Consider the following 19,975-nt stretch of genomic DNA (forward strand, 5'->3'; position numbering starts at 1 on the left):
GGCGACGACGTGCCCCGAGCATGCGACGCGCGGCCGCGGCGGGACGATCTTCGTTGCCGTTCCGGCAAAAGAGCGCCGGCCGACTGCTACGGAACGATCGAGTCCACGTAGCCTCCGTCGACGCGCACCGCGCCGCCCGTCGTCGCCGACGCCAGCGGGGAGCTGAGGTAGACGACCATGTTGGCGATCTCCTCCGGCTCGATGAGGCGCTGGATCAGCGACTGGGGCCGGTGCTCGGTCATGAACTTCCGCTGCGCCTCGTCCCACGGCAGCGCGCGGTCGACCAGTTCGTAGACGAAGTCCTCCACGCCTCCGGTGTGCGTCGGCCCCGCGATCACGGAGTTGACGGTGACGCCGGATCCCGCCGCCTCCTTCGCGAAGCCCCGCGACACGGCGAGCAGCGCGGTCTTCGACATGCCGTAGTGGATCATCTCCGCGGGCGTGACGAGCGCCGAGTCGCTGGCGATGTTCAGGACGCGGCCCCAGGAGCGGTCCTTCATGCCCGGCAGGTAGTGGCGGATCATCCGCACGGCGGTCAGTACGTTGACCTCGAAGTAGCGGCGCCACTCGTCGTCGGTGATGCCGAGGGCGGCCTCGGCGCCGAAGATGCCGAGGTTGTTCACGAGGATGTCCGCCCGCGGCACGGCGTCGAAGACCTGCCGCGCGCCCTCGTCGGTGGAGATGTCGCCCGGCGCCGCGAGGAATCCGGCGCCGTCGCACTCCCCCTTGAGCCGGTCGACGGCGGCGTCCACGGAGTCGCGGGACCGCCCGTTGACCGCGACCTGGGCGCCCGCCCGCGCCAGGCCCACGGCGATCGCCGCGCCGATTCCCTGGGTCGAGCCGGTGACGAGAGCGGTCTTGCCGGAAAGGTCGACGAGCACGGTGTGTACCTCCTGGAGTTCCTGTCCTGCCCTGTGACGTGCCTCTGTTGCCCACTCCCCTGTGGTCGGGGCCGCTCCCAAGACTGAACCACGTACACCGTTCGGAGGAGCATCACGGGCCCCCGCCGTGTCGCCCTGTTCGAGTGAGCCCATGAAGCGAGCAAGGCCATGAAGCGAGTGAGTCGATGAAACGGCGGATCGGGAGCATCGACCGGCGGTGGTTCGAGCGGGTGGCGTCGGCGCGGCTGCCCGGCGCGGAGCAGGTGCTGCCGCCGCTGAGCAGATCAGCGAACCACGGGCGGCTCTGGTTCGGCACGGCCGCCGCCCTCGCGGTCGTCGGTGGCCCGGCGGCCAAGCGCGCCGCGCGGCGCGGGGTGGGCGCCCTCGCGCTGGCCTCGGTGACGACGAACGCGGTGGCCAAGTACGCCGTGCGCCGGCGTCGGCCCGTCCTCACCACCGTCCCCGCGATGCGACGGCTCTCCAAGGCGCCGTGGACGTCGTCGTTCCCGTCCGGGCACGCCGCGTCGGCGGCGGCGTTCGCGGTGGGGGTGGCGCTGGAGGCACCCCGGTACGGCGCGCTGATCGCGCCGGTCGCCGCGGCCGTCGCGTTCTCCCGGGTGTACGTGGGGGTGCACTACCCCGGCGACGTGCTCGCTGGCTGTGTGCTCGGCGCGGCGGCGGCCGCGGTGACCTGCTACTGGTGGCCGCCGCACCCCCAGCCCGCCCAGTTCCGCCGCACCCGGGTGGAGGCGCCCGCTCTGCCCGAGGGCGAGGGGCTCGTCGTCGTCCTCAACTCCGGTTCCGGGAAGGGCGTTCCGGGGCGTCTGCCGGCGGGTGAGCATCTGGAGCTGCTGCTGCCGAAGGCGGAGATCCTGGCGTGCGGTCCTGGCGACGACCTCGACGCGATCCTGGACGAGGCGGTGGCGCGGGCCGCCGGGGCGGCCGGGGTGCTCGGCGTGTGCGGCGGGGACGGGACGGTGAACGCCACGGCCCGGCGCGCCGCGGAGGCGGGGCTCGCGCTCGCGGTGTTCCCCGGCGGCACGTTGAACCACTTCGCGCTGGACGTGGGCACGCCCACTTTCGAGGACACCGCGCACGCCGTCGCGCGGGGCGAGGCGGTCCGCGTCGATCTGGCGCGGGTGCGGGACGGGGAGGGCCGGGAGGTCGCCGGTTTCGTCAACACGTTCAGCATCGGCATCTATCCGGAACTCGTGCGCAAGCGCGAGAAGTTGGAGGGGCGCATCGGCAAGTGGCCCGCCGCGGCCGTGTCGTTCGTCGAGGTGCTGCGGACCGCGGCGCCGCTGCGGATCCGGCTCGACGGCCACGACCGTGTGCTGTGGCTGCTCTTCGCGGGCAACGGCCAGTACGTGCCGGACGGCCTCGCGCTCACGCACCGGCCGCGCCTTGACGACGGCCTCCTCGACATCCGTACCGTCGACGCGGAGGCGCCGCTCGCCCGGTCGCGCGTCGCCCTCTCCGCGTTCGGCGGTGCGCTGCGGCGTTCGCGGGTGTTCCGCGCCGAACGCGTCGAGGAGTTGCGGATCAGCGGCCTTGAGGACGTGACGGGTCTCGCGTACGACGGCGAGACCGCGCCGACGCCGGATGCCCTGCTCCTGGACAAGCTGCGCTCCGCGCTGACGGTGTACAGCCCGGCGGCCCAGCTGGACGAGATCGCCCAGCGGGCCCGCACGCTGACGCTGGCGGCGAACCGGCAGCCGAGGCGGGGGCCTGCTGCCTGATCCCTTGCGCCCGCCGCACCCCTTTCACTTCAATGCGCCCTATGGCGGCCCGTCGAACGACCTCGCATCAGCAGTACGGCAGCACGGTGTCCGCCGAGGGCGGTGCGGGGTTGCCGCCGACCGCGTGGGCCGTGCTCGGGCTGCTCTCCTTTCCCGGGGAGCGGACCGGGTACGAGCTGAAGAAGTGGGCGGACGCCTCCCTCCGCTTCTTCTACTGGTCGCCGGCCATCAGCCAGATCTACGCCGAGCTGCGCCGCCTCGAAGCGCTCGGGTACGCCACGTCGCGCCGCTCGGGGCCGGATGCGCCCCGCACGAAGCGGGCGTACGCCATCACGGACGCGGGCCGTGCCGCGCTGTCCGCCTGGGCCGACGCCGGGCGGGACGTGGGCCCGCCCGTCCTCAAGCATCCGCTGCTGCTGCGCGTCTGGCTCGGCCACCTCACCGCCCCCGACCGGCTGCGGGACCTCGTGGCCGAGCACATCGCGCGGACCGGGGCCGAGTTGACGGAGGTCAGGGACGCGCTGGCGCGGGCGGAGGGCGCGGACGGGGCGCGGGCGTGGTCGCATCCCCAGGTGGCGCTGCGGTGGAGCGAGCGGCGCCTTGAGGCGGAGGTGGGCCTCGCGGAGGCGATGCTGGACGATCTGTCGGAGCTGGCGGCGCGGGGCGGGACCGGAGACGCCGAGGCGCCGTGCGGGTCCGCCGCGCGCCGCCCGGCCGCCGCGGAAGAGCCCGTCCCGCCCCCGCCCGGTCAACCGGTGCTGCCGCCCGGTCAACCCCCGCTGCCACCCGGTCAATGCGTGAAGGACTCGCCCACGCCAGGGTGACGCGCTCGCCGCGGTGGCGGGGGTGCCGGTAGGACGGGTGGGGTCAGCCGTCCCCCCGCCATGCGGAGCAGCGCACCCGTGAGCACCCGTGCCGTCCTTGTCGCCGCCCTGATCACCGGCCTCCTCCTGGGGATCGCGGGAACCAGATCCGAGGAGTCCACCGGCCCCCGTCCGCACGGTTCCGTCACCGAGGCGGGCCATTAGGCTGCGACATTGCGCGCGGCTCCCCGGCCGTGCGGTCGCCGAGCCTCCGTCGACGGAAGCGAGTGGATCTTGAACTTCCTCACCATCGGTCATCGTGGGGTCATGGGCGTCGAGCCCGAGAACACCCTGCGTTCCTTCGTCGCCGCGCAGGCGGCGGGCCTCGACCTCATCGAGCTGGATCTGCATCTGAGCAAGGACGGCGCGCTCGTGGTCATGCACGACGCCGACGTGGCCCGTACGACCGACGGCAAGGGGCCGATCGCCGAGAAGACCCTCGCCGAGCTCCGCGAGCTGGACGCGGGCCGCGGTGAGCGCATCCCCGTCTTCGAAGAGGTCCTGGACGCGGTGAAGGCACCGCTGCAGGCCGAGATCAAGGACGTCGCGGCCGCGCGCGCCCTCGCCGAGGTCATGCTGAGCCGCGACCTGGTCGCACGCGTGGAGGTGATCTCCTTCCACGACGAGGCGATCGCCGAGATCGCCCGCCTGGTCCCGGGCGTGCGGACCGCCCTCGTCGCGAGCCGCTACGGCACGGACGTCGTGGAGCGCGCCACCGCCGTCGGCGCGACCACGCTCGTCCTCAACATCCGGCGCCTGACGCTGGAGATCGTCGAGCGCGCCAAGAAGGCGGATCTGCGAATCATCGGCTGGGTCGTGAACACCCAGGACGACCTGCGCCTGGTGCGGGCGCTGCAGTTGGACGGGGCGACCACGGACTACCCCGAGATCAAGCGGACGGGCCGCTTCACGGCCTAGGGCCTGTGTCGGCAGTCCCTAGGCGAGGTCCTTGACCAGCAGCTCGAACTGCAGGTCGTCGCGTTGCGGGATGCCGAAGCGCTCGTCGCCGTACGGGAAGGGGGTCATCTTTCCCGTACGGCGGTAGCCGCGCCGTTCGTACCAGGCGATGAGGTCGTCCCGTGCGGAGATCACGGTCATGTGCATCTCGCGGACACCCCACGTCTCGCGTGCCGTCCGCTCCGCCTCCGCGATGATCACCTTGCCGAGCCCCGCGCCCTGCTGCGCCGGGCTGACGGCGAACATGCCGAAGTAGGCGTGGTCCCCGCGGTGTTCGAGCTGGCAGCACGCGACGATCTCGCCGTCCCGCTCGACGGCGAGCAGCCTGCTCCTCGGCGACTCGATGACGTCGACGACGCCCTGCGGGTCGGTGCGCTGCCCTTCCAGGAGGTCGGCCTCGGTGGTCCACCCGACGCGGCTCGCGTCTCCGCGGTACGCCGACTCGATGAGCGCGACGAGGGCGTCCACGTCGGTGGCCTCTGCGGCGCGGAAGGTGAGCTCTCCTGTGAAGGGGCGCGGGGCGGTGTCCATGGACCTGGCTCTCCCAATCTTGACGTGGGGCGGGGCGCCGTCGAGCCTAACCCCACGGCGTGGGGACTCGCGTGGGGACTAGGGTGCGGGCGCATGGTCCACGTACTGAGCAGCAGGACACTTCTGCGCCCCACCGACCCGGAGCGCTCGCGCGTCTTCTACGGCGAGACGCTGGGGCTCGGCGTCTACCGCGAGTTCGGCACCGGTCCCGAGCGCGGCACGGTCTACTTCCTCGGCGGCGGTTTCCTGGAGGTGTCGGGCCGCTCCGACGCACCGCCCGCGCCGGGACTCCAGCTCTGGCTCCAGGTCGCGGACGTCGCGGCGGCCCACGCGGAGCTGGTGGAGCGCGGCGCCGAGGTGGTGCGGCCGCCGGTCAAGGAGCCGTGGGGGCTCGTCGAGATGTGGATCGCGGACCCGGACGGCGTCAGGATCGTTCTCGTCGAGGTCCCGCACGACCACCCCATCCGCTACCGGCCGGGGATCTGACCGCACGAGCCTCACGACGAGAGCAGCGGCAGCACGGGGAACGTGTGGTCCTGCCAGATCAGGCGTGACTGTTCCTCCGGGTAGGCCGTGACCGATGGCGTCGCGTCGAAGAGCCGCACGAGGCGCCGGTCGCGGTCGTACGCGGGCCAGCCGGGCTCGCCGTCCGCGGCGAACGCGGTCCACGCGGCGCGCATCTCGGCCGACAGGCCCTCCGCCCGGCCCGCGTCTTCGATCAGCGCCGCGGGCTGACCGCGGTCCAGGTTGCCGAAGACCAGGGGCACGTCCAGGCCGTGGCAGGCGCCGAGCACGCCGTCCATGCCGGGGGCGGGCCAGGTCAGTTCGTACACGTGGACGCGGCCGCCCGCGGCTTCCTGCGCCTCCGCCAGGTGCAGGGTCGGCATGCGGAAGAGCCAGTCGGACAGGACGAGTTCGTACAGCTCGTCGGGGCCGGCCTTCGGGTAGGCGTCGCGGTAGGCGCGGGCGCCGTCCGGAACCGGGGCGAACGTGCGCAGCGCGTCCGCGGCGACGTCCTCGCTCACCTGGCCGAGGAGTCCGTCGAGGGCGGTGAGGAGCCGCTGCTCGTGGCGGGTGTGGCCGACGAGGAGGTCGATGTCCCGGCCCGCGCCGTCGGCGAGAGCCCGCCACGGGGTGACCGACAGAGCGGCGCCGTCGACGACCGGCGAGAACGTGACCGACCGGAGGGCGGGCTTACCCCAGCGACCGGCACGACCGCCGCCCGCCCCGCGTTCGTCCCGCCGAGCCGCCGCCGCGCCCACCGCGTCGCCCGCCGCGGCCAGCCGGTGCGGGGCCACCTCGGCGAGGTCCGCCACCGTGGCCCGCCGCCCCAGCTCGGCCGCGCACGCGCCGGTGATGTCGGCGGCGAGCTCCGGCGAGAAGAACGTGCCCTGCGCGCTCTGTGCGACGGCCCGGCCGAAGAGTCCGGCCGCGCCCGGCGCGGCGAGGAGCGCGGCGACGGATCCGCCGCCCGCCGACTGGCCGAAGACCGTGACCCGGTCCGGGTCGCCGCCGAACGCCTCGATGTGGTCGCGCACCCACTCCAGGGCGGCGATCTGGTCCAGCAGGCCGCGGTTGGCGGGCGCTCCCTCGATCTGGCCGTAACCCTCCAGACCCACGCGGTAGTTGAACGTCACCACGACGACCCCGCCGTCCCGTGCCAGGCGGCCGCCGTCGTACTCGGGAAGGCCGGACATGCCGATGGTGTAGGCGCCGCCCTGGATCCACACGAGCACCGGAAGCGCCGCGCCGGGCCCGGGATCGGGCGACCAGACGTTGACCGTCAGCCAGTCCTCGCCCGCCGCCTCCCTGGCCAGCGCGTCCATGCCGAAGTGGCCGCCCTGCGGGGGCGGCGGTCCGTAGGACACGGCCTCGCGCACCCCGCTCCAGCCGCGCACCGCACGCGGCGCCGCGAAGCGCAGCGCGCCGACCGGCGGCTCGGCGAACGGGATGCCGCGGAAGACCGCGACACCCGCCTCCCGGCTGCCGCGCAGCGCCCCGGCCCGCGTACGGACCTCGGGCCGGGACCGGGACGCGTCGTCACCGGCAACGGTCATCGCAACTCCCCCTCCGGCTTGCCTTCCGGATTCCCCTTCGGCTTCCCCTCACGGAGTATCCGAGCATCCCGCCCTCCGCCGACCCTGTGCCAGCCATTTACGCCAGGTGCGCAGGCCGGACACAGATGTGTGAAGCACGTCACACGAGCAATCCATCCAGGATGCAGGGGTACAAGGCCACGGGTACGGTCCGCAGAAGATCATTCAGAGTCCCGGCAGACCCGACAGCCCTGAAGTCGATCTCCAACAGCTCAGGAGAGACATCACATGGCAGCTCCCCGGATCCTCATCGTCGGCGGCGGTTTCGCCGGCATGGAGTGCGCACACAAGCTGGAGAAGAAGCTCTCGCCCCACGAGGCGGAGCTGCGGCTGATCAGTCCGACGGACCACCAGCTGTATCTGCCGCTGCTGCCGCACGTCGCCTCCGGAGTGCTCACTCCGCAGTCGGTGGCCGTGCCGCTGCGCAGGATGCTGCGCCGCACGTCGATCGTGCCGGGCGGCGCCGTGGGCGTCGACCCCAAGGCCAAGGCGGTGGTCGTACGGAAGATCAACGGCGAGGAGGTCGTGGAGCGCTACGACTACCTGGTCCTGACGCCCGGCAGCGTCACGCGGCAGTTCGACATCCCCGGCGTCGACCGGTACGCGGTGGGCGTCAAGACGCTCGCGGAGGCCGCGTGGATCCGCGACCACGTCATCTCCCAGCTGGACCTGGCCGCGGCGAGCTCAAGCCGTGAGGAGCGCGAGCAGCGGCTCCAGTTCGTGGTGGTCGGCGGCGGCTACGCGGGCGTGGAGACGGCCGCGTACCTCCAGCGTCTGACGTGCGCCGCGGTGAAGCGCTATCCGGGTCTCGACGTGTCGCAGATCAAGTGGCACGTCGTGGACGTCGCCCCGAAGCTGATGCCGGAGCTGGGCCCGCGGCTCGGCGACAAGGCGATGGAGATCCTCCAGCGACGCGGCGTGAACGTCTCGCTCGGGGTGTCCGTGGCCAAGGCGACCGAGGACACCGTCACGCTCACCGACGACCGTGTCCTGCCGTGCCGCACGCTGATCTGGACCGCGGGCGTCGCGCCGAGCCCGCTCATCGCGACGCTGGGCGCGGAGACGAACCGCGGCCGGCTCGTCGTGCGGCCCGACCTGACGGTCCCCGGCCTCGACGGCGTCTTCGCGCTCGGCGACGCGGCGGCCGTCCCCGACCTCGCCAAGGGCGGTGACGCGATCTGCCCGCCGACCGCGCAGCACGCCATGCGGCAGGGCTGGGCGGCCGGGAAGAACGTCGTCTCGGCGCTGCGCGGCTTCCCGCTCGCCGACTACCGGCACAAGGACATGGGTCTGGTCGTCGACCTGGGCGGCATCCAGGCGGTGTCGAAGCCGCTGGGCGTGCAGCTGACGGGGCTGCCCGCCCAGGTGGTGGCGCGCGGCTACCACCTCGGCGCGCTGCGCACGGTCACGGCACGTTTCCGCACGGCCGCGAACTGGGGCCTCAACGCGCTCGCCGGCGACGACTACGTACGCACCGGCTTCCAGGCGCGGCGGCCCGCCACCCTCAAGGACTTCGAGATGACGGACGCCTACCTGACGCAGGAGGAGATCATGAAGCGGGTGGAGGCGGCCTGAGGGGCGCCTCCCCGCGCCCGTCCGGCCCCCTCAGCCCCTCCGCACCCCGAGCCGCCCCTCCAGCTGCGCGAGCAACTCGCCGAGGAGTCCGCTGAGTTGCCCCTGCCCGGTGCCGTCGAGCACGGACAGGACGACCGTTTCGTACGCGAGCTGCTCCGGCAGGATCGCGTCGACCAGGTCGCGTCCCGCGTCCGTGAGGCCGACGTGCGCGACCCGCCGGTCCCGCGCGTCGGCGCGCCGCTCGACGAGCTCCCGCTCCTGCAGCAGCTTGAGCCGTTTGGTGACGGCGGCCCCCGAGGAGAAGGTCTCGCGGGCCAGCTCGCCGGGTGTCAGCTCGTGTCCGGTGCGGCGCAACGCGCCGAGCAGGTCGAACTCGGCGCGGGTCAGGCCCGCCCGGCGCAGCGGCGCGTCCTCGGCCTGCTGGAGGAGGGCCGCGCAGCGGTTGATGCGGCCGATCACCTCCATGGGCCCGGTGTCGATGTCGGGCCGGACCGTCTGCCACTGCCGCACCACCGCGGCCACGGTGTCCCCGCCGTGGCCGGCCACCGGACCGTTCTCCGTCGTCATGCTCGTGCGCCCTCCCAGGCGTCGGCGGCCCCTGCGCGGGCCCGCGTCCCCTGACCGTTCTCTCCGCCGTGGCCGTGCAGCCTGCGGACCGTCGCCGCGAGCGTACGGTGTCCGGCGCGTTCGGCGGCGAGCACCCGCTGTTCCGGCAGGGCGCGCTGCCACCATTCGCCGGCGGCCGCGTCCGCGGCGGTGCGCAGGTCGACGAGAGCGGCGGTGAGGCGGCGCCGGGCGGGTTCGGCCGCACCCGCGCCCGCGAGGGCCGCCTCGGCGTGCTGCCGCGCCCGGTCGGTGGCTTCGATGGCCTTTTCGATGTGGTCGGCGGCGCGCCTGTTGGTGACGAGGACGGCGGCCGCGACGCCGAGCACGGCGCCCACGAGGGTGTCCACGACGCGGTCGAGGATCAGTTCGCCGGGCTGCTGGAACCGCGCGAACTCGGTGACGAGCAGCGCCATCGGCGTCACGCAGACGCTGCCCAGCCAGTAGTTGCGGGTGATCAGCGCCTCCGCGCCGAAGGCGAGGGCGAGGCAGCACACGATGAGTTCGGCGTGACCGAGGTGCGCGAACGGTGCGATCGCGGCGAAGGCGAGCACCCCGATGAGGTTGCCGACCACGCGCTGCACGCCCCGGTTCCAGGTGAGGGTGACGTTGGCCTGGTAGAGGGAGGCGGCCGTGACCAGGGCCCAGTAGGGGCGGCCGATGCCGAGCGCGAGCGAGGCGTACCCGGCGAGGGCGCAGCCGACGGCGGTGCGCAGCGCGACGGGCAGCAGCGGCGAGCCGGGGGCGAGCCGCCGCCACAGCGGCACCTTGGAGCCCGCGAGTTCGGCGTCGACGCCGAGAAGTTCCTCCTCCTCGCCGGGGTGTACGCCGCGGGGGCGTGGGACGGCGCCGGTGCCGCGCAGCCCGGCCGCCCAGGTGCGGAGCGCGTCGGGGTCGGCGGCCTCGGGCACGGCAAGGGCCTCCTCGGCGCGGACGACGAGGCGGGCGAGGGCGCGCCGGGCCTGCACGGTCCGGGTGCCGGTGGCGAGCAGGGACTGCCAGGCGGCGTGCACGGCTCCGGCCGCGGCGGCGCGGGCCCGCTCGGTGCCGGGTGCGGTGGCGTCGGCGTGCGCGGCCTCGGCGTAGGCGGCGGTGGCGTGCAGGGCGCGTGCGGTGGCGCGGCGCTCGGGTCCGTGCGGGCGCACCAGGGCGGGCGCCATGCCGACGAGCCAGGCCACGGCGCCGCCCGCGAGGGTGAGGGCGAGGTGTCCTGGGACCTGGCCGAGGGTCTGCGGCGCGAAGAGGGTCGCCGAGCTGATGAACGTGAAGATCAGGTGGCCCGGCGGTCCTACGCGTGTGGCGTCGCAGAGCGTCTTCTGTGCCGCGGCGAGCAGGGCGCCGACCGCGACGAGGACCGCGGCGGAGCCGGTGAGCGAGGCGGTGACCAGGGCGACGGCGATGCTCGCGGTCATGCCCGCGACGACTCCGGCCAGGATCCTGGCGCGCGCGGCGTAGGGGAAGTTGTGGGTGTACAGGGCGCAGAAGGATCCGGCCATCGTGTACATCACGAGGTCGAGCCTGCCGAGGGCGAGCAGCGTCAGGTTCGGCAGGGCGGTGGCCACGACGACGCTGGTCGCGGGCTTGAACCAGATGTCGGACGGCTTGCCGGGCCGCAGCACACCGGCGAGCGGGAGCCTGCGGGCGCGAACGGGACGGGGTGCGGCTTCGGTCATGCCCAAAAGGTTAGCAAGTGTTTTACTCACGAACGATTGCGAGTGACCCAGGTGACAGGTGCCGGAGGCACGTCCGGCGTCGCGCTCGCTCCCCCGTGCTCCCCGTGCACCCCCATGCGCTCGCGTACGGGGGCCCGCGCGTGGGCATCGACCCGACGACACCGTTCGGCAGTTGACACCGTTCGACGGCTGACGCCGTCGACAGGGGAGGGTGCCGTGCACGGACCGGCACAGGCCGCCTGGCTGCTCGTCGCGCTCTGCGCGGGCACCGGGGCCTACTGTCTGCTGCGCATGCGCAGCCGGATCGAGGAACAGCGCCGCACGGCGGGCGGCGAGGCGCTCATGGGTTTCGGGATGGCGGTGATGGCCGTGCCCGCGGCCGTGCTCGCGCCACCGCGCTGGGCGTGGCTGGTCTACGCCGCGGTGTTCGGCGCTGCCGCGCTGCACGCCGTGTGGGCGGCCCGCGCCCACCCCCACCACCTGCACCACCTCGTCGGCGCGTTCGCGATGGTCTACATGTCGGTGGCGATGGCCACGGCGCCCGGCGCGCACGCGGGCCACGGGGGCGCCGGCGCTCCCGCGCTGACCGGCGTGCTCCTGCTGTACTTCGCCGGGTACGTCCTGTGGTCCGGTGCGCGCCTTGCCCCCCGCGCGGTCTCGGCACCGGCGGGCGGCGCGGCGGTGCTGGGGTGGGCGGACCGCTCGGAGCTGGCACTGGCGTGCCGGCTGTCGATGGGGATCGGGATGGTGGCGATGCTGTTGACGCTGTAGGAGACAGGAGTGGTGGGCACGCGCCCCCGTCAGCGCCCTGTCAGCGCGGCCAGTGCCGTGAGGCCGTCGATCCGCAGGTCCGCCGTGTCGGCGACGTCGGGATGGTCGGCCCAGTAGTGCCCCCAGGGGCCGCGGCGGATGTGGGCCGTCCGCAGACCTGCCCGCTGGGCGGGGAAGATGTCGTGCGCGGGATGGTCGCCGACGTGGAGCGTGGCCTGCGGGTCGGCCTGGGCCGCTTCGAGCACATGCGTGAAGAAGTCCGGATCGGGCTTGGCCACGCCCCAGTCGCCCGAGGTGGCGATGTGATCGGCGGGCAGGTCCAGGGCGCGCAGGAGTTCCGCCGTGCGCGCCGTGCCCTCCCCCGCGACGACGACGCGGATGCCCAGCTTCTGGAGGCCTCCGAGGGCGGGCCGTACGTCGGGGTACAGGTCGGCCTCGCTCAAGTGCTCGCCCCGGCCCGCCGTCTCGCGGGCGCGGCAGGCGGAGGCGATGTCCATGTCAGGGCTGACGAGCCGCAGCGCGTCGGCCCGGTCGCCGCCCTGGGCGACGACGGCTCCGACGAGCGCGGACAGGGTGTGGCGCGGCACCCGCAGCCAGTCCGCCCACGACGCCCAGTAGCGGTCGTCCTTGGTGAGGGTCTCCCCCACGTCGAACACGATGGTCTCGATCATCAACCGCACACTAACGGCCACCCGGCGCCCGGCCCGGGACGTCACCCGTACGCGAGATACACCCGTGTCGGCCGTGGCGTGCGTCACTTGAAGTGGCAGCCCATACCCTCGGGTAGCCCGACCCTCATAGGCTGGGCGTCATGATGGTCCCCGTCGCACTGCTGCTGCTGGGCGCCCTGACCGCTGTCGTCGCCCCCCGGATGCTCGCGCGGGCCGACTGGCCGGAGCGCGAACCCGTGGTCGCGCTGTGGGCGTGGCAGTGCGTGGTGGCGGGAGTCCTGCTCTGCTGCGCGCTCTCGATGGTTCTGAGCGCGGCCGCCGCCTGGCAGGCCGTGCGCGGCCATGTCTTCGCGCCCGCGCCGCACGACGTGGTCGAGGCGTACGCGCTGCAGGCACCCGGCCCCTGGGCCCCGGCGACCGCGGTGGTCCTCGCCTGCGGCGGTGTGTGGAGCGCGGTCATGCTGGCCAGGGAGATCGTGCGGGCGCGGGCCCGGCGGGCGGGCAGCAGGGCCGAACTGCTCGTGCGTTCCCCGCTGTTGCCCGGCGAGGAGCCGGGCACCAACCGTCTCGTCGTCCTGGAGGGCGAGCGCCCCGACGCCTGGTGGCTGCCGGGGCAGGCACCCCAACTGGTCATCACCACCGCCGCGTTGCGTCGCCTGAAGGGGCGTCAGCTGGATGCGGTGCTCGCCCACGAGCAGGGTCACGCGCAGGCCAGGCACGACTGGTTGCTGTACTGCTCGGGCGCGCTGGCCATCGGGTTCCCGCAGGTGCGGGTGTTCGCGGCGTTCCGCGACGAGATGCACCGACTGGTGGAGCTGGCCGCCGACGACGTGGCGTCGCGCCGCTTCGGCCGGCTGACCATCGCTCTCGCGCTGGTCGAACTGAACGAGGACCGCGGTGTCTTCGGCCCCTGCCCGGCCCATCAGGCGCACGTCCCGCAGCGCGTGCACCGTCTCCTCGCGGCCCGCCCGCGCCTCACCGCGGGCCGCAGGCTCCGGCTGACGGCGACGGCGGCGCTGGTCCCGGTGATCCCCGTCCTCGTCACGTTCGTACCGGGCCTGCGCGCACTCGGCTGAACCCTTGACGGGCCGCGCGCGCCACGCCCCGCCGCTCCCGGGATGGCATAGGCCGCGCCCTGTCGGCGAGGATCACTTCATGTACTCCGCGCCCACCGACACCCCGACCCGACCGCCCGGCGCACGGGCCGCGCTCACCGCCGCGGCTCTCGGCGTGCCGTCGCTCGTCCTGCTCCTCCTGGTCGCACTGGAGTGGCGGCCGCTGCTCTCGCTCGACGGGGACATCTCGCGCACCACCCACCGCTGGGCGGTGGACGAGTCCGGCGTGACGCGTGTCTGCCGCGTCCTCACCGACTGGGTGTGGGACCCCTGGACGATGCGCGCCCTGTGCGCCGTGGTCGTGATCCGGCTCGCGCTGCGCGGGGCGCTGTGGCTCGCGCTCTGGCTGACCGGCACCTGCGCGGTCGGCTCCGCGCTGCAGCAGGGCCTCAAGGCCGCGGTGGACCGGCCGCGGCCGGTCTGGCCGGACCCGGTGGACTCCGCGCACTACGCGGCGTTCCCGTCGGGGCACGCGATGACGGCGGTGCTCGTCTGCGGCCTGCTCCTGTGGGTGCTGCGCCTGTACGGTGCCCGGCCGGCCGTGTGGCGGGCCTGTCTGGCCCTCGCCGTGATCTCCGTCGTCGGCGTCGGCGTGACCCGTATCTGGCTCGGTGTGCACTGGCCGACGGACGTCGTGGGCGGTTGGCTGCTCGGAGCCCTGATGGTGGCGCTGGCCGTCACGACGTACGCGTACGGGCCCGCCCGGCGCACGCCCGACACGACGTGACCGCGCACGGCGGTCACCCACCACGTCACCACCCCCGACGCTTTGGAGGCTTCCGCACATGACCATCAAGGGCGTGCTCTTCGACTTCTCCGGGACGCTGTTCCGCATCGAGTCGGCCGTGTCCTGGCTGCGGTCCGCACTCGCGGAGCTCGAAGTGCCGCTGTCCGACGGCGAGTCGGCGCGGGCGGCCGAGGCGCTGGAGAGGGCGGGCGCGCTCCCCGGCGGCGCCCACCCGGCCTCCGTGCCGGACCACCTGGCCGACCTGTGGTCCACCCGCGACCGGACCGCCGAGCTGCACCGCGCCGCCTTCACCGGCCTGGCCCGCGAGGTGCCGCTCCCCGACCCGCGGCTCTACGACGCGCTGTACGCCCGGCACATGACCCCACCGGCGTGGCAGCCCTATGCCGACGCCGCGGAGGTCCTGGCCGGGCTGCGGGAGCGTGGCATCGGGGTGGCGGTGGTGAGCAACATCGGGTGGGATCTGCGGCCGGTCTTCCGCGCCCATGGTCTTGACGCGTACGTCGACGCGTACGTCCTGTCGTACGAGCACGAGATCCAGAAGCCCGACCCGCGGCTCTTCGCCGTGGCCTGCGACGCGCTGGGCGTCGATCCGCGGGAGGCCCTGATGGTCGGAGACGACCGGCGGGCGGACGGCGGCGCGGCCGGGCTCGGGTGTGCGGTGCACTTCGTCGAGCATCTGCCGGTGGAACGGCGGCCCGGAGCCCTGCGACCCGTGCTCGGACTCGTCGGATGACACAGGCTCCGAGTCCGGGGCAGGCAACACTCCCCCGCGGTGCTGCCTGCCCCGGGCCCGCACTGAGTATATTGGCTCGGAGCCAGTCAACGCAGGAGTTACAGGATGTCCCCGCGCAGTCCGTCGGTCAATGAAGAATTGCGCAGACGTTCCCGGGAGCGGCTGCTGCAGGCGACGGTGGAGCTGGTCGGCGAGCACGGGTACGAGGCGACGACGCTCGGGCACATCGCCGACCGCGCCGGCGCCGCCCGCGGCCTGGTGTCGTACTACTTCCCGGGCAAACGCCAACTGCTGCAGTCGGCCGTGCACCGGCTCATGCACCGCACGCTGGAGGAGGCGCTGGAGCGGGAGCCGCGCACCGAGGACGGGCACGAACGTCTCGCGCGGGCCGTCGACGCGATCCTGGGCCTCGCCGTCGACGAACCGCTGCTCATGCGCACGCACATGGCGGGCATCCTCCAGGCGGAGGGGTTCGTGCAATGTCCCGAGCAGCAGCGGCTCGCGGAGCTGCTGCGCGACACCGTCGTGCGGTACGGGTCGCCGGACCCCGACCGGGACTATCCGCTGCTGCGCGCCCTCCTGATGGGCGCGGTCTTCGCGCTGCTCATCCCCGGGGCGCCGATGCCTCTGGAGACGCTGCGCGCCGAGCTGTTCCAGCGGTACGACCTCGACTGGAAGCTCGGTCTCCCGCCGGGCGGTGAACCGCCCGACGGGATCTCTCCGAACGGGACTAGTCGAAGTAGTCCGGCTGCGTCTGGACGTTGAGCTCGTTCAGGCGGACCCACTGGGCGGAGTCGGTCCGCTTGTCGTTGATCTTCAGGACGTCGAGGCCCTTCTCGATGTCGTTCGAGTAGACCCGGCCGTTGTAGTAGTACGCCGACCACGAGCCCGCCGTGGTGATCTTGTCGGTGGTGTGCGGGCCACGCTCGAAGTAGCCGATCTCCTTGGGCCTGCTGGAGTCGGTGAAGTCCCAGACGGAGACGCCGCCCTGGTACCACGCCTGGACCATGAGGTCCTTGCCCCTGACCGGGATCAGCGAGCCGTTGTGCGCCACGCAGTTCTCGGTGTCGGCCTGGTGGCGCGGGATCTTGAAGTAGCTCTTGAAGACCAGCTTGCGCTTGTCGCCCTTGCCCTTGATGTCATAGATGCCGTTGGCGCCGCGGTCGGGACCGGTGGCCGCGTTGCAGGTGGCGCCGGAGCCGCCGCCGAGCTCGTCGGTGAAGACGACCTTGTTCGCCCGCTGGTTGAACGTCGCCGAGTGCCAGAACGCGAAGTTGGTGTTGTCCTGGACCTGGTCGATGACCTTCGGGTTCTCCGGGTCCTTGATGGAGAAGAGAATGCCGTCGCCCATGCAGGCGCCCGCCGCGAGGTCCTCGGAGGCCAGCACGGTGATGTCGTGGCAGCCGGTGGTCTTGGAGACGCCCGGGTTGGTGGGCCCGCCCGGGTTGCCGCCGCCGTCGGGGCCCTCACCGGGGAAGAGCACGGGGAAGTTCACGACCGCGGCCTGCTGCGGGGCCTTGCGCGGCACCTTGATGACCGAGATCCCGTCGTGCGGGGGCTGGCAGTCGGGGAACGTCGCGTTCGGGGAGTACGAGGAGACGTACACGTAGACGTTCTTGCGCTCCGGCACCAGCGTGTGGGTGTGGGATCCGCAGGCGGTCTCCACGGCGGCGACGTACTTGGGGTTCGACTTGTCGCTGATGTCGAAGATCTTCATGCCCTCCCAGGAGGACTTCTCCGTGGCGGGCTGCGTGGTGCTCTTGCAGGAGTTGTCACTGCGCGAGGAGTCCGTGGAGAGGAAGAGCAGGTTGCCGGAGACGGAGACGTCGTTCTGCGAACCCGGGCACAGCACCTGCGACACCGTCTTCGGCGCCTTGGGGTTGCTGATGTCGTAGATGCGGAAACCGTCGTAGTTTCCGGCGAAGGCGTACTTGCCCTGGAACGCGATGTCCGTGTTGAGGCCCGGCAGCGCGTCCTTGGGGATGTTGGCGAGGTGCTCGATGTTGCGGGAGTGGACGACCTCGTCCGGGCCGGGTATCTCCCCGCGTTCGATGGCCTTCTCCGTCCGCGCCTCGTCGCCCTTGGAGACGCTCTTCGGGGCGGCGGGGCTGTCACCGGGGTCGGGGACGGCTCCCGCGGGCGCGGCGGTCAGCAGCGCGGCCAGCAGTCCGGCCGCGGCGGCTCCGACTCCCAGGCGTCTGCGTCGAGTTCGGGAATTGTTCAACAGGGTCACTGCGTCCTCCCTTGTCGCCGTTCACAGTTGAACGGTTCACGGACACCCGAAGTATCGTGCTCATCATGCACAGATCAACAGAGGGGAAACGGACCCGTAACGAGAGTTTCTGATCGCGAGCTGTCATTCGCGTGCTAGTACGGACCCCAACTCGTCGCCGTGTGCCGCAGGAGGTCTCCGTGCTCAACCGTCGTACATCCGCCGTCACCGCGTTCCTGGCGGCAGCCGTTCTCACGCTCGGAGGGTGCGACTCCGACGGGGGCGGCGGGAGCGGGCGGGACACCGGTCCCAAGTCCGCCGCCGAGCCCTCGGTGATCGCGCCGGGCAAGCCGGGCGAGACCGCGGCGACGATGTCCGCGAAGGACGCCGCGCGGCAGAGATCCGAGGACGACTCCCCCAACTCGGCCGACTTCACCTACACGCAGATGATGATCGTGCACCACGGCCAGGCCCTGGAGATGACCGAACTCGCACCGAAGCGGGCGGAGTCGGAGCGCGTGAAGCGGCTCGCCTCCCGCATCGCCGCCGCGCAACGGCCGGAGATCGGCGCGATGCGGGGCTGGCTGAAGAAGCACGGCGGCCCGCGCGAGCACGCCGGGCACGACCACGCGAGCATGCCGGGCATGGCCAGTGCGGCACAGCTGAAGCAGTTGCGCGCCGCGAAGGGCAAGGCGTTCGACGAACTCTTCCTGAAGCTGATGATCACGCATCACAGCGGGGCGGTCACGATGGCCGCGGACGTGCTCTCCGAGGGGAACAACATCCAGGTCGAGGAGATGGCGAACGACGTGGTGGCGCAGCAGTCGAGCGAGATCGGGCGGATGCGGGAGATGGACTGACGCGGTCCTGGCCCACCGAATCGCACGGATGGCCCCGCACCCCTGACATCACGCTCCCCTGGTGCGATGCTGAGACCGTCCCGGGCTCGTCTCGCGGAAGGAGCACCGCCGTGCTGCAGGTCGCCGTCGTCGGTTCGGGTCCCAGCGGGGTGTACGCCGCGCAGTCCCTGGTGCAGCAGGACCGGGTGCCGGACGTGCGGGTGGACGTGCTCGACCGCCTCCCCTGCCCGTACGGCCTGGTGCGGTACGGCGTGGCGCCGGACCACGAGAAGATCAAGTCGCTGCAGAACAACCTGCGCACGGTCCTCGAGCACGAGCGCGTGCGTTTCCTCGGCGCCGTCGAGATCGGCCCCGGCGCGCTCCCTCCGGCCCGGCTCCTCGGTCTCTACCACGCGGTGGTCTACTGCGTCGGCGCGGCGGCGGACCGCAGGCTCGGGGTGCCCGGCGAGGACCTGCCGGGCAGCTTCTCGGCGACCGAGTTCGTCTCCTGGTACAGCGCGCATCCGGACGCGCCGGTGGACGTGTCCGCGCAGGACGGGTTCGTGCGGGACGTGGAGTCCGCCGTCGTCATCGGGGTCGGCAACGTCGCGGTGGACGTCGCCCGCATGCTGGTGCGCGGCGCCGCCGAACTCCTCCCCACGGACATGCCGGACGCGGCGCTCGGGGTGCTCGCGGGCAGCCGGGTGCGCGAGGTGTCGATGGTGGGCCGGCGCGGTCCTTCGCAGGCGCGGTTCACCACGAAGGAGCTGCGGGAGCTCGGCGCGCTGCCGGACACGGAGGTCCTGGTGGACCCGGCGGAACTGGCGCTTGACCCCGCGTTCGCCGACCCGTCGGGACTGCCCGCGGCGAGCCGTCGCAACGTGGAGGTGCTGCGCGGCTGGGCCGAGCGCCCCGAGCGGGGTCTGGCGCGCCGGATCAGGCTGCGCTTCTTCCTGCGCCCGGCCTCCCTGACGGCGGGGCCGACGGGGCACGTCGCCGGGACCCGGGTCGAGCGGACCCTGCCGGACGGCTCGGGCGGCGTGACGGGGTCGGGGCGGTACGAGGACATTCCGGCGCAGCTGGTGCTGCGCTCGGTGGGCTACCGCGGGGTGCCCATCGAGGGTCTGCCGTTCGACGCGGGGCGGGGCACGGTGCCCCACGCGGCGGGACGGGTGCTGCGCGACGGGGTGCCGGCGCCCGGCGAGTACGTGGCGGGCTGGATCAAGCGCGGCCCGACCGGCGTCATCGGCACGAACCGCCCGTGCTCCAAGGAGACGGTGCTCTCCTTGCTGGACGACGCCCCCGCTCTCGCACGGAGGCAGGTCCCGGAGGATCCCCTGACCGGGCTCCGGGCGGCCGGAGTGCACCCGGTCGAGTGGCCGGGCTGGCTGGCCATCGAACGCGCGGAGGCGGCACTCGGCCGCTCGCTCGGCCGCACGATCGTCAAGATCCCGGACTGGGAGGGGCTGCGGGCGGCGGCTCGGGGAGCCGCGAGCTAGTCGGAACCTTGGGCGGTCCCATTCGCCAAGCCGCCCCAGCCGATGGGCGTACGCGGCGGCCCGGGCCGGGGCGGCCAGGGTGGTGATGTCCGTTTCGAGTGGGGCCGCGCCCAGGTAGTGTGCCGTCGCCGCGACCTGTCGCAGCAGGTCACCGGCCTCGTCGCGGGCGTCGGGGCCGCCCCGGGCGAGCAGGGTTTCCGCGAGGCGGAGGCGGGCCGTCAGCAGGAGCAGCGGGGGTTCCAGAGGTTGCGTCGCGGCGACGGCCTTCCGCCACGCCACCGGACATGGCCTCGGCGAGGGCGGTCGGTTCGGCGCCGCGGTCGACGGAAACGGGGCTTAGGTGACTGCTCTGCGCGGGTGCCGCGCGTCGCACGGCGTACGAGGCGATGGACAGCGGTGTCGGTGGCGTACCCCTTCCTGCGGACCCCGTCCCGGCCCGCTGCGCGTCCGCCCGAAGGGGCAGGCTTTT

20 protein-coding genes are annotated in these 19,975 nt (G+C 73.1%); 13 read left to right on the forward strand and 7 right to left on the reverse strand.

Going from position 1 to position 19,975, the window contains the following annotated elements; genetic code table 11:
* Positions 1 to 86: 86 nt before the first annotated feature.
* The gene (locus DEJ49_RS03585) at positions 87 to 881 is read right to left on the reverse strand and encodes an SDR family NAD(P)-dependent oxidoreductase (RefSeq protein ID WP_150182346.1); all 795 of its coding nucleotides are present in this window, start codon (positions 879 to 881) and stop codon (positions 87 to 89) included.
* A 185-nt stretch (positions 882 to 1,066) separates the two neighbouring features.
* Between DEJ49_RS03585 and DEJ49_RS03590 the strand changes: the two genes are divergently transcribed.
* The 4 genes from DEJ49_RS03590 to DEJ49_RS03600 all read left to right on the forward strand — a co-directional run bounded on the left by DEJ49_RS03590 (position 1,067) and on the right by DEJ49_RS03600 (position 4,401).
* Entirely contained in the window at positions 1,067 to 2,620 is a 1,554-nt protein-coding gene (locus DEJ49_RS03590) for a bifunctional phosphatase PAP2/diacylglycerol kinase family protein (protein WP_150182347.1), read from the forward strand.
* A 41-nt stretch (positions 2,621 to 2,661) separates the two neighbouring features.
* On the forward strand, positions 2,662 to 3,444 hold the full coding sequence (locus tag DEJ49_RS03595; RefSeq protein ID WP_190329259.1) for a PadR family transcriptional regulator: 783 nt from the start codon (positions 2,662 to 2,664) through the stop codon (positions 3,442 to 3,444).
* Between the two features lie 78 nt (positions 3,445 to 3,522).
* Entirely contained in the window at positions 3,523 to 3,648 is a 126-nt protein-coding gene (locus DEJ49_RS36705) for a hypothetical protein (protein ID WP_263398775.1), read from the forward strand.
* 69 nt (positions 3,649 to 3,717) lie between these two features.
* Positions 3,718 to 4,401 (forward strand): glycerophosphodiester phosphodiesterase, encoded by a 684-nt coding sequence (locus DEJ49_RS03600; protein ID WP_150182348.1) that lies wholly within the window; start codon positions 3,718 to 3,720, stop codon positions 4,399 to 4,401.
* A gap of 18 nt (positions 4,402 to 4,419) precedes the next feature.
* Here the strand turns inward: DEJ49_RS03600 and DEJ49_RS03605 are convergent, their stop codons facing one another.
* Complete coding sequence (locus DEJ49_RS03605) at positions 4,420 to 4,971, reverse strand: GNAT family N-acetyltransferase (protein ID WP_150182349.1); 552 nt, start codon at positions 4,969 to 4,971, stop codon at positions 4,420 to 4,422.
* A gap of 93 nt (positions 4,972 to 5,064) precedes the next feature.
* Between DEJ49_RS03605 and DEJ49_RS03610 the strand changes: the two genes are divergently transcribed.
* Positions 5,065 to 5,457 (forward strand): VOC family protein, encoded by a 393-nt coding sequence (locus DEJ49_RS03610; RefSeq protein ID WP_150182350.1) that lies wholly within the window; start codon positions 5,065 to 5,067, stop codon positions 5,455 to 5,457.
* 11 nt (positions 5,458 to 5,468) lie between these two features.
* On the opposite strand, the gene DEJ49_RS03615 is transcribed toward DEJ49_RS03610, so the two are convergent.
* Positions 5,469 to 7,028: a carboxylesterase/lipase family protein gene (locus tag DEJ49_RS03615; protein ID WP_150182351.1), complete on the reverse strand. Its 1,560-nt coding sequence runs from the start codon at positions 7,026 to 7,028 to the stop codon at positions 5,469 to 5,471.
* Positions 7,029 to 7,295: 267 nt separating this feature from the next.
* On the opposite strand from DEJ49_RS03615, the gene DEJ49_RS03620 reads away from it, so the two are divergent.
* Positions 7,296 to 8,642, forward strand: a complete 1,347-nt coding sequence (locus DEJ49_RS03620) for an NAD(P)/FAD-dependent oxidoreductase (RefSeq protein ID WP_150182352.1) — start codon at positions 7,296 to 7,298, stop codon at positions 8,640 to 8,642.
* Between the two features lie 30 nt (positions 8,643 to 8,672).
* On the opposite strand, the gene DEJ49_RS03625 is transcribed toward DEJ49_RS03620, so the two are convergent.
* Positions 8,673 to 9,209 carry a MarR family winged helix-turn-helix transcriptional regulator gene (locus DEJ49_RS03625; protein WP_150182353.1) on the reverse strand — a complete coding sequence of 179 codons (537 nt, stop codon included), beginning with the start codon at positions 9,207 to 9,209 and terminating at the stop codon, positions 8,673 to 8,675.
* Positions 9,206 to 10,918 carry an FUSC family protein gene (locus DEJ49_RS03630; RefSeq protein ID WP_150182354.1) on the reverse strand — a complete coding sequence of 571 codons (1,713 nt, stop codon included), beginning with the start codon at positions 10,916 to 10,918 and terminating at the stop codon, positions 9,206 to 9,208. Before DEJ49_RS03630 ends, DEJ49_RS03625 begins: the two co-directional genes overlap by 4 nt.
* Positions 10,919 to 11,134: 216 nt before the next feature.
* Between DEJ49_RS03630 and DEJ49_RS03635 the strand changes: the two genes are divergently transcribed.
* On the forward strand, positions 11,135 to 11,689 hold the full coding sequence (locus DEJ49_RS03635) for a DUF5134 domain-containing protein (protein WP_150182355.1): 555 nt from the start codon (positions 11,135 to 11,137) through the stop codon (positions 11,687 to 11,689).
* A gap of 29 nt (positions 11,690 to 11,718) precedes the next feature.
* Here the strand turns inward: DEJ49_RS03635 and DEJ49_RS03640 are convergent, their stop codons facing one another.
* The gene (locus tag DEJ49_RS03640) at positions 11,719 to 12,360 is read right to left on the reverse strand and encodes an HAD family hydrolase (RefSeq protein WP_190329260.1); all 642 of its coding nucleotides are present in this window, start codon (positions 12,358 to 12,360) and stop codon (positions 11,719 to 11,721) included.
* Positions 12,361 to 12,500: 140 nt separating this feature from the next.
* Here DEJ49_RS03640 and DEJ49_RS03645 point away from each other — a divergent pair, with 140 nt between their 5' ends.
* From DEJ49_RS03645 to DEJ49_RS03660, 4 genes are all read left to right on the forward strand, one after another.
* Positions 12,501 to 13,436 (forward strand): M56 family metallopeptidase, encoded by a 936-nt coding sequence (locus DEJ49_RS03645; RefSeq protein WP_150182356.1) that lies wholly within the window; start codon positions 12,501 to 12,503, stop codon positions 13,434 to 13,436.
* Between the two features lie 79 nt (positions 13,437 to 13,515).
* Positions 13,516 to 14,202, forward strand: a complete 687-nt coding sequence (locus DEJ49_RS03650; RefSeq protein ID WP_150182357.1) for a phosphatase PAP2 family protein — start codon at positions 13,516 to 13,518, stop codon at positions 14,200 to 14,202.
* A 58-nt stretch (positions 14,203 to 14,260) separates the two neighbouring features.
* A complete protein-coding gene (locus DEJ49_RS03655) occupies positions 14,261 to 14,956 on the forward strand; it encodes an HAD family hydrolase (protein WP_150182358.1) in 696 nt (231 codons plus the stop codon).
* 105 nt (positions 14,957 to 15,061) lie between these two features.
* Positions 15,062 to 15,721 (forward strand): TetR/AcrR family transcriptional regulator, encoded by a 660-nt coding sequence (locus DEJ49_RS03660; RefSeq protein WP_150182359.1) that lies wholly within the window; start codon positions 15,062 to 15,064, stop codon positions 15,719 to 15,721.
* Here the strand turns inward: DEJ49_RS03660 and DEJ49_RS03665 are convergent.
* Positions 15,687 to 17,189 (reverse strand): LVIVD repeat-containing protein, encoded by a 1,503-nt coding sequence (locus tag DEJ49_RS03665; protein WP_150182360.1) that lies wholly within the window; start codon positions 17,187 to 17,189, stop codon positions 15,687 to 15,689. The genes DEJ49_RS03660 and DEJ49_RS03665 overlap by 35 nt on opposite strands.
* A 179-nt stretch (positions 17,190 to 17,368) precedes the next feature.
* On the opposite strand from DEJ49_RS03665, the gene DEJ49_RS03670 reads away from it, so the two are divergent.
* Complete coding sequence (locus DEJ49_RS03670; RefSeq protein WP_150182361.1) at positions 17,369 to 18,028, forward strand: DUF305 domain-containing protein; 660 nt, start codon at positions 17,369 to 17,371, stop codon at positions 18,026 to 18,028.
* A 110-nt stretch (positions 18,029 to 18,138) separates the two neighbouring features.
* Positions 18,139 to 19,506 (forward strand): FAD-dependent oxidoreductase, encoded by a 1,368-nt coding sequence (locus DEJ49_RS03675; RefSeq protein WP_150182362.1) that lies wholly within the window; start codon positions 18,139 to 18,141, stop codon positions 19,504 to 19,506.
* Positions 19,507 to 19,975: the final 469 nt, after the last annotated feature.

It is taken from the genome of Streptomyces venezuelae, from assembly GCF_008642335.1.
Classification (GTDB): Bacteria; Actinomycetota; Actinomycetes; order Streptomycetales; family Streptomycetaceae; genus Streptomyces; species Streptomyces venezuelae_F.

Coding starts and splice junctions, on each gene's coding strand:
- DEJ49_RS03590 (WP_150182347.1), top strand. CDS start 1,067: ATGAAACGGCGGATCGGGAGCATCGACCGGCGGTGGTTCGAGCGGGTG.
- DEJ49_RS03595 (WP_190329259.1), top strand. CDS start 2,662: ATGGCGGCCCGTCGAACGACCTCGCATCAGCAGTACGGCAGCACGGTG.
- DEJ49_RS03605 (WP_150182349.1), bottom strand. CDS start 4,971: ATGGACACCGCCCCGCGCCCCTTCACAGGAGAGCTCACCTTCCGCGCC.
- DEJ49_RS03610 (WP_150182350.1), top strand. CDS start 5,065: ATGGTCCACGTACTGAGCAGCAGGACACTTCTGCGCCCCACCGACCCG.
- DEJ49_RS03615 (WP_150182351.1), bottom strand. CDS start 7,028: ATGACCGTTGCCGGTGACGACGCGTCCCGGTCCCGGCCCGAGGTCCGT.
- DEJ49_RS03620 (WP_150182352.1), top strand. CDS start 7,296: ATGGCAGCTCCCCGGATCCTCATCGTCGGCGGCGGTTTCGCCGGCATG.
- DEJ49_RS03625 (WP_150182353.1), bottom strand. CDS start 9,209: ATGACGACGGAGAACGGTCCGGTGGCCGGCCACGGCGGGGACACCGTG.
- DEJ49_RS03630 (WP_150182354.1), bottom strand. CDS start 10,918: ATGACCGAAGCCGCACCCCGTCCCGTTCGCGCCCGCAGGCTCCCGCTC.
- DEJ49_RS03640 (WP_190329260.1), bottom strand. CDS start 12,360: ATGATCGAGACCATCGTGTTCGACGTGGGGGAGACCCTCACCAAGGAC.
- DEJ49_RS03645 (WP_150182356.1), top strand. CDS start 12,501: ATGATGGTCCCCGTCGCACTGCTGCTGCTGGGCGCCCTGACCGCTGTC.
- DEJ49_RS03650 (WP_150182357.1), top strand. CDS start 13,516: ATGTACTCCGCGCCCACCGACACCCCGACCCGACCGCCCGGCGCACGG.
- DEJ49_RS03655 (WP_150182358.1), top strand. CDS start 14,261: ATGACCATCAAGGGCGTGCTCTTCGACTTCTCCGGGACGCTGTTCCGC.
- DEJ49_RS03660 (WP_150182359.1), top strand. CDS start 15,062: ATGTCCCCGCGCAGTCCGTCGGTCAATGAAGAATTGCGCAGACGTTCC.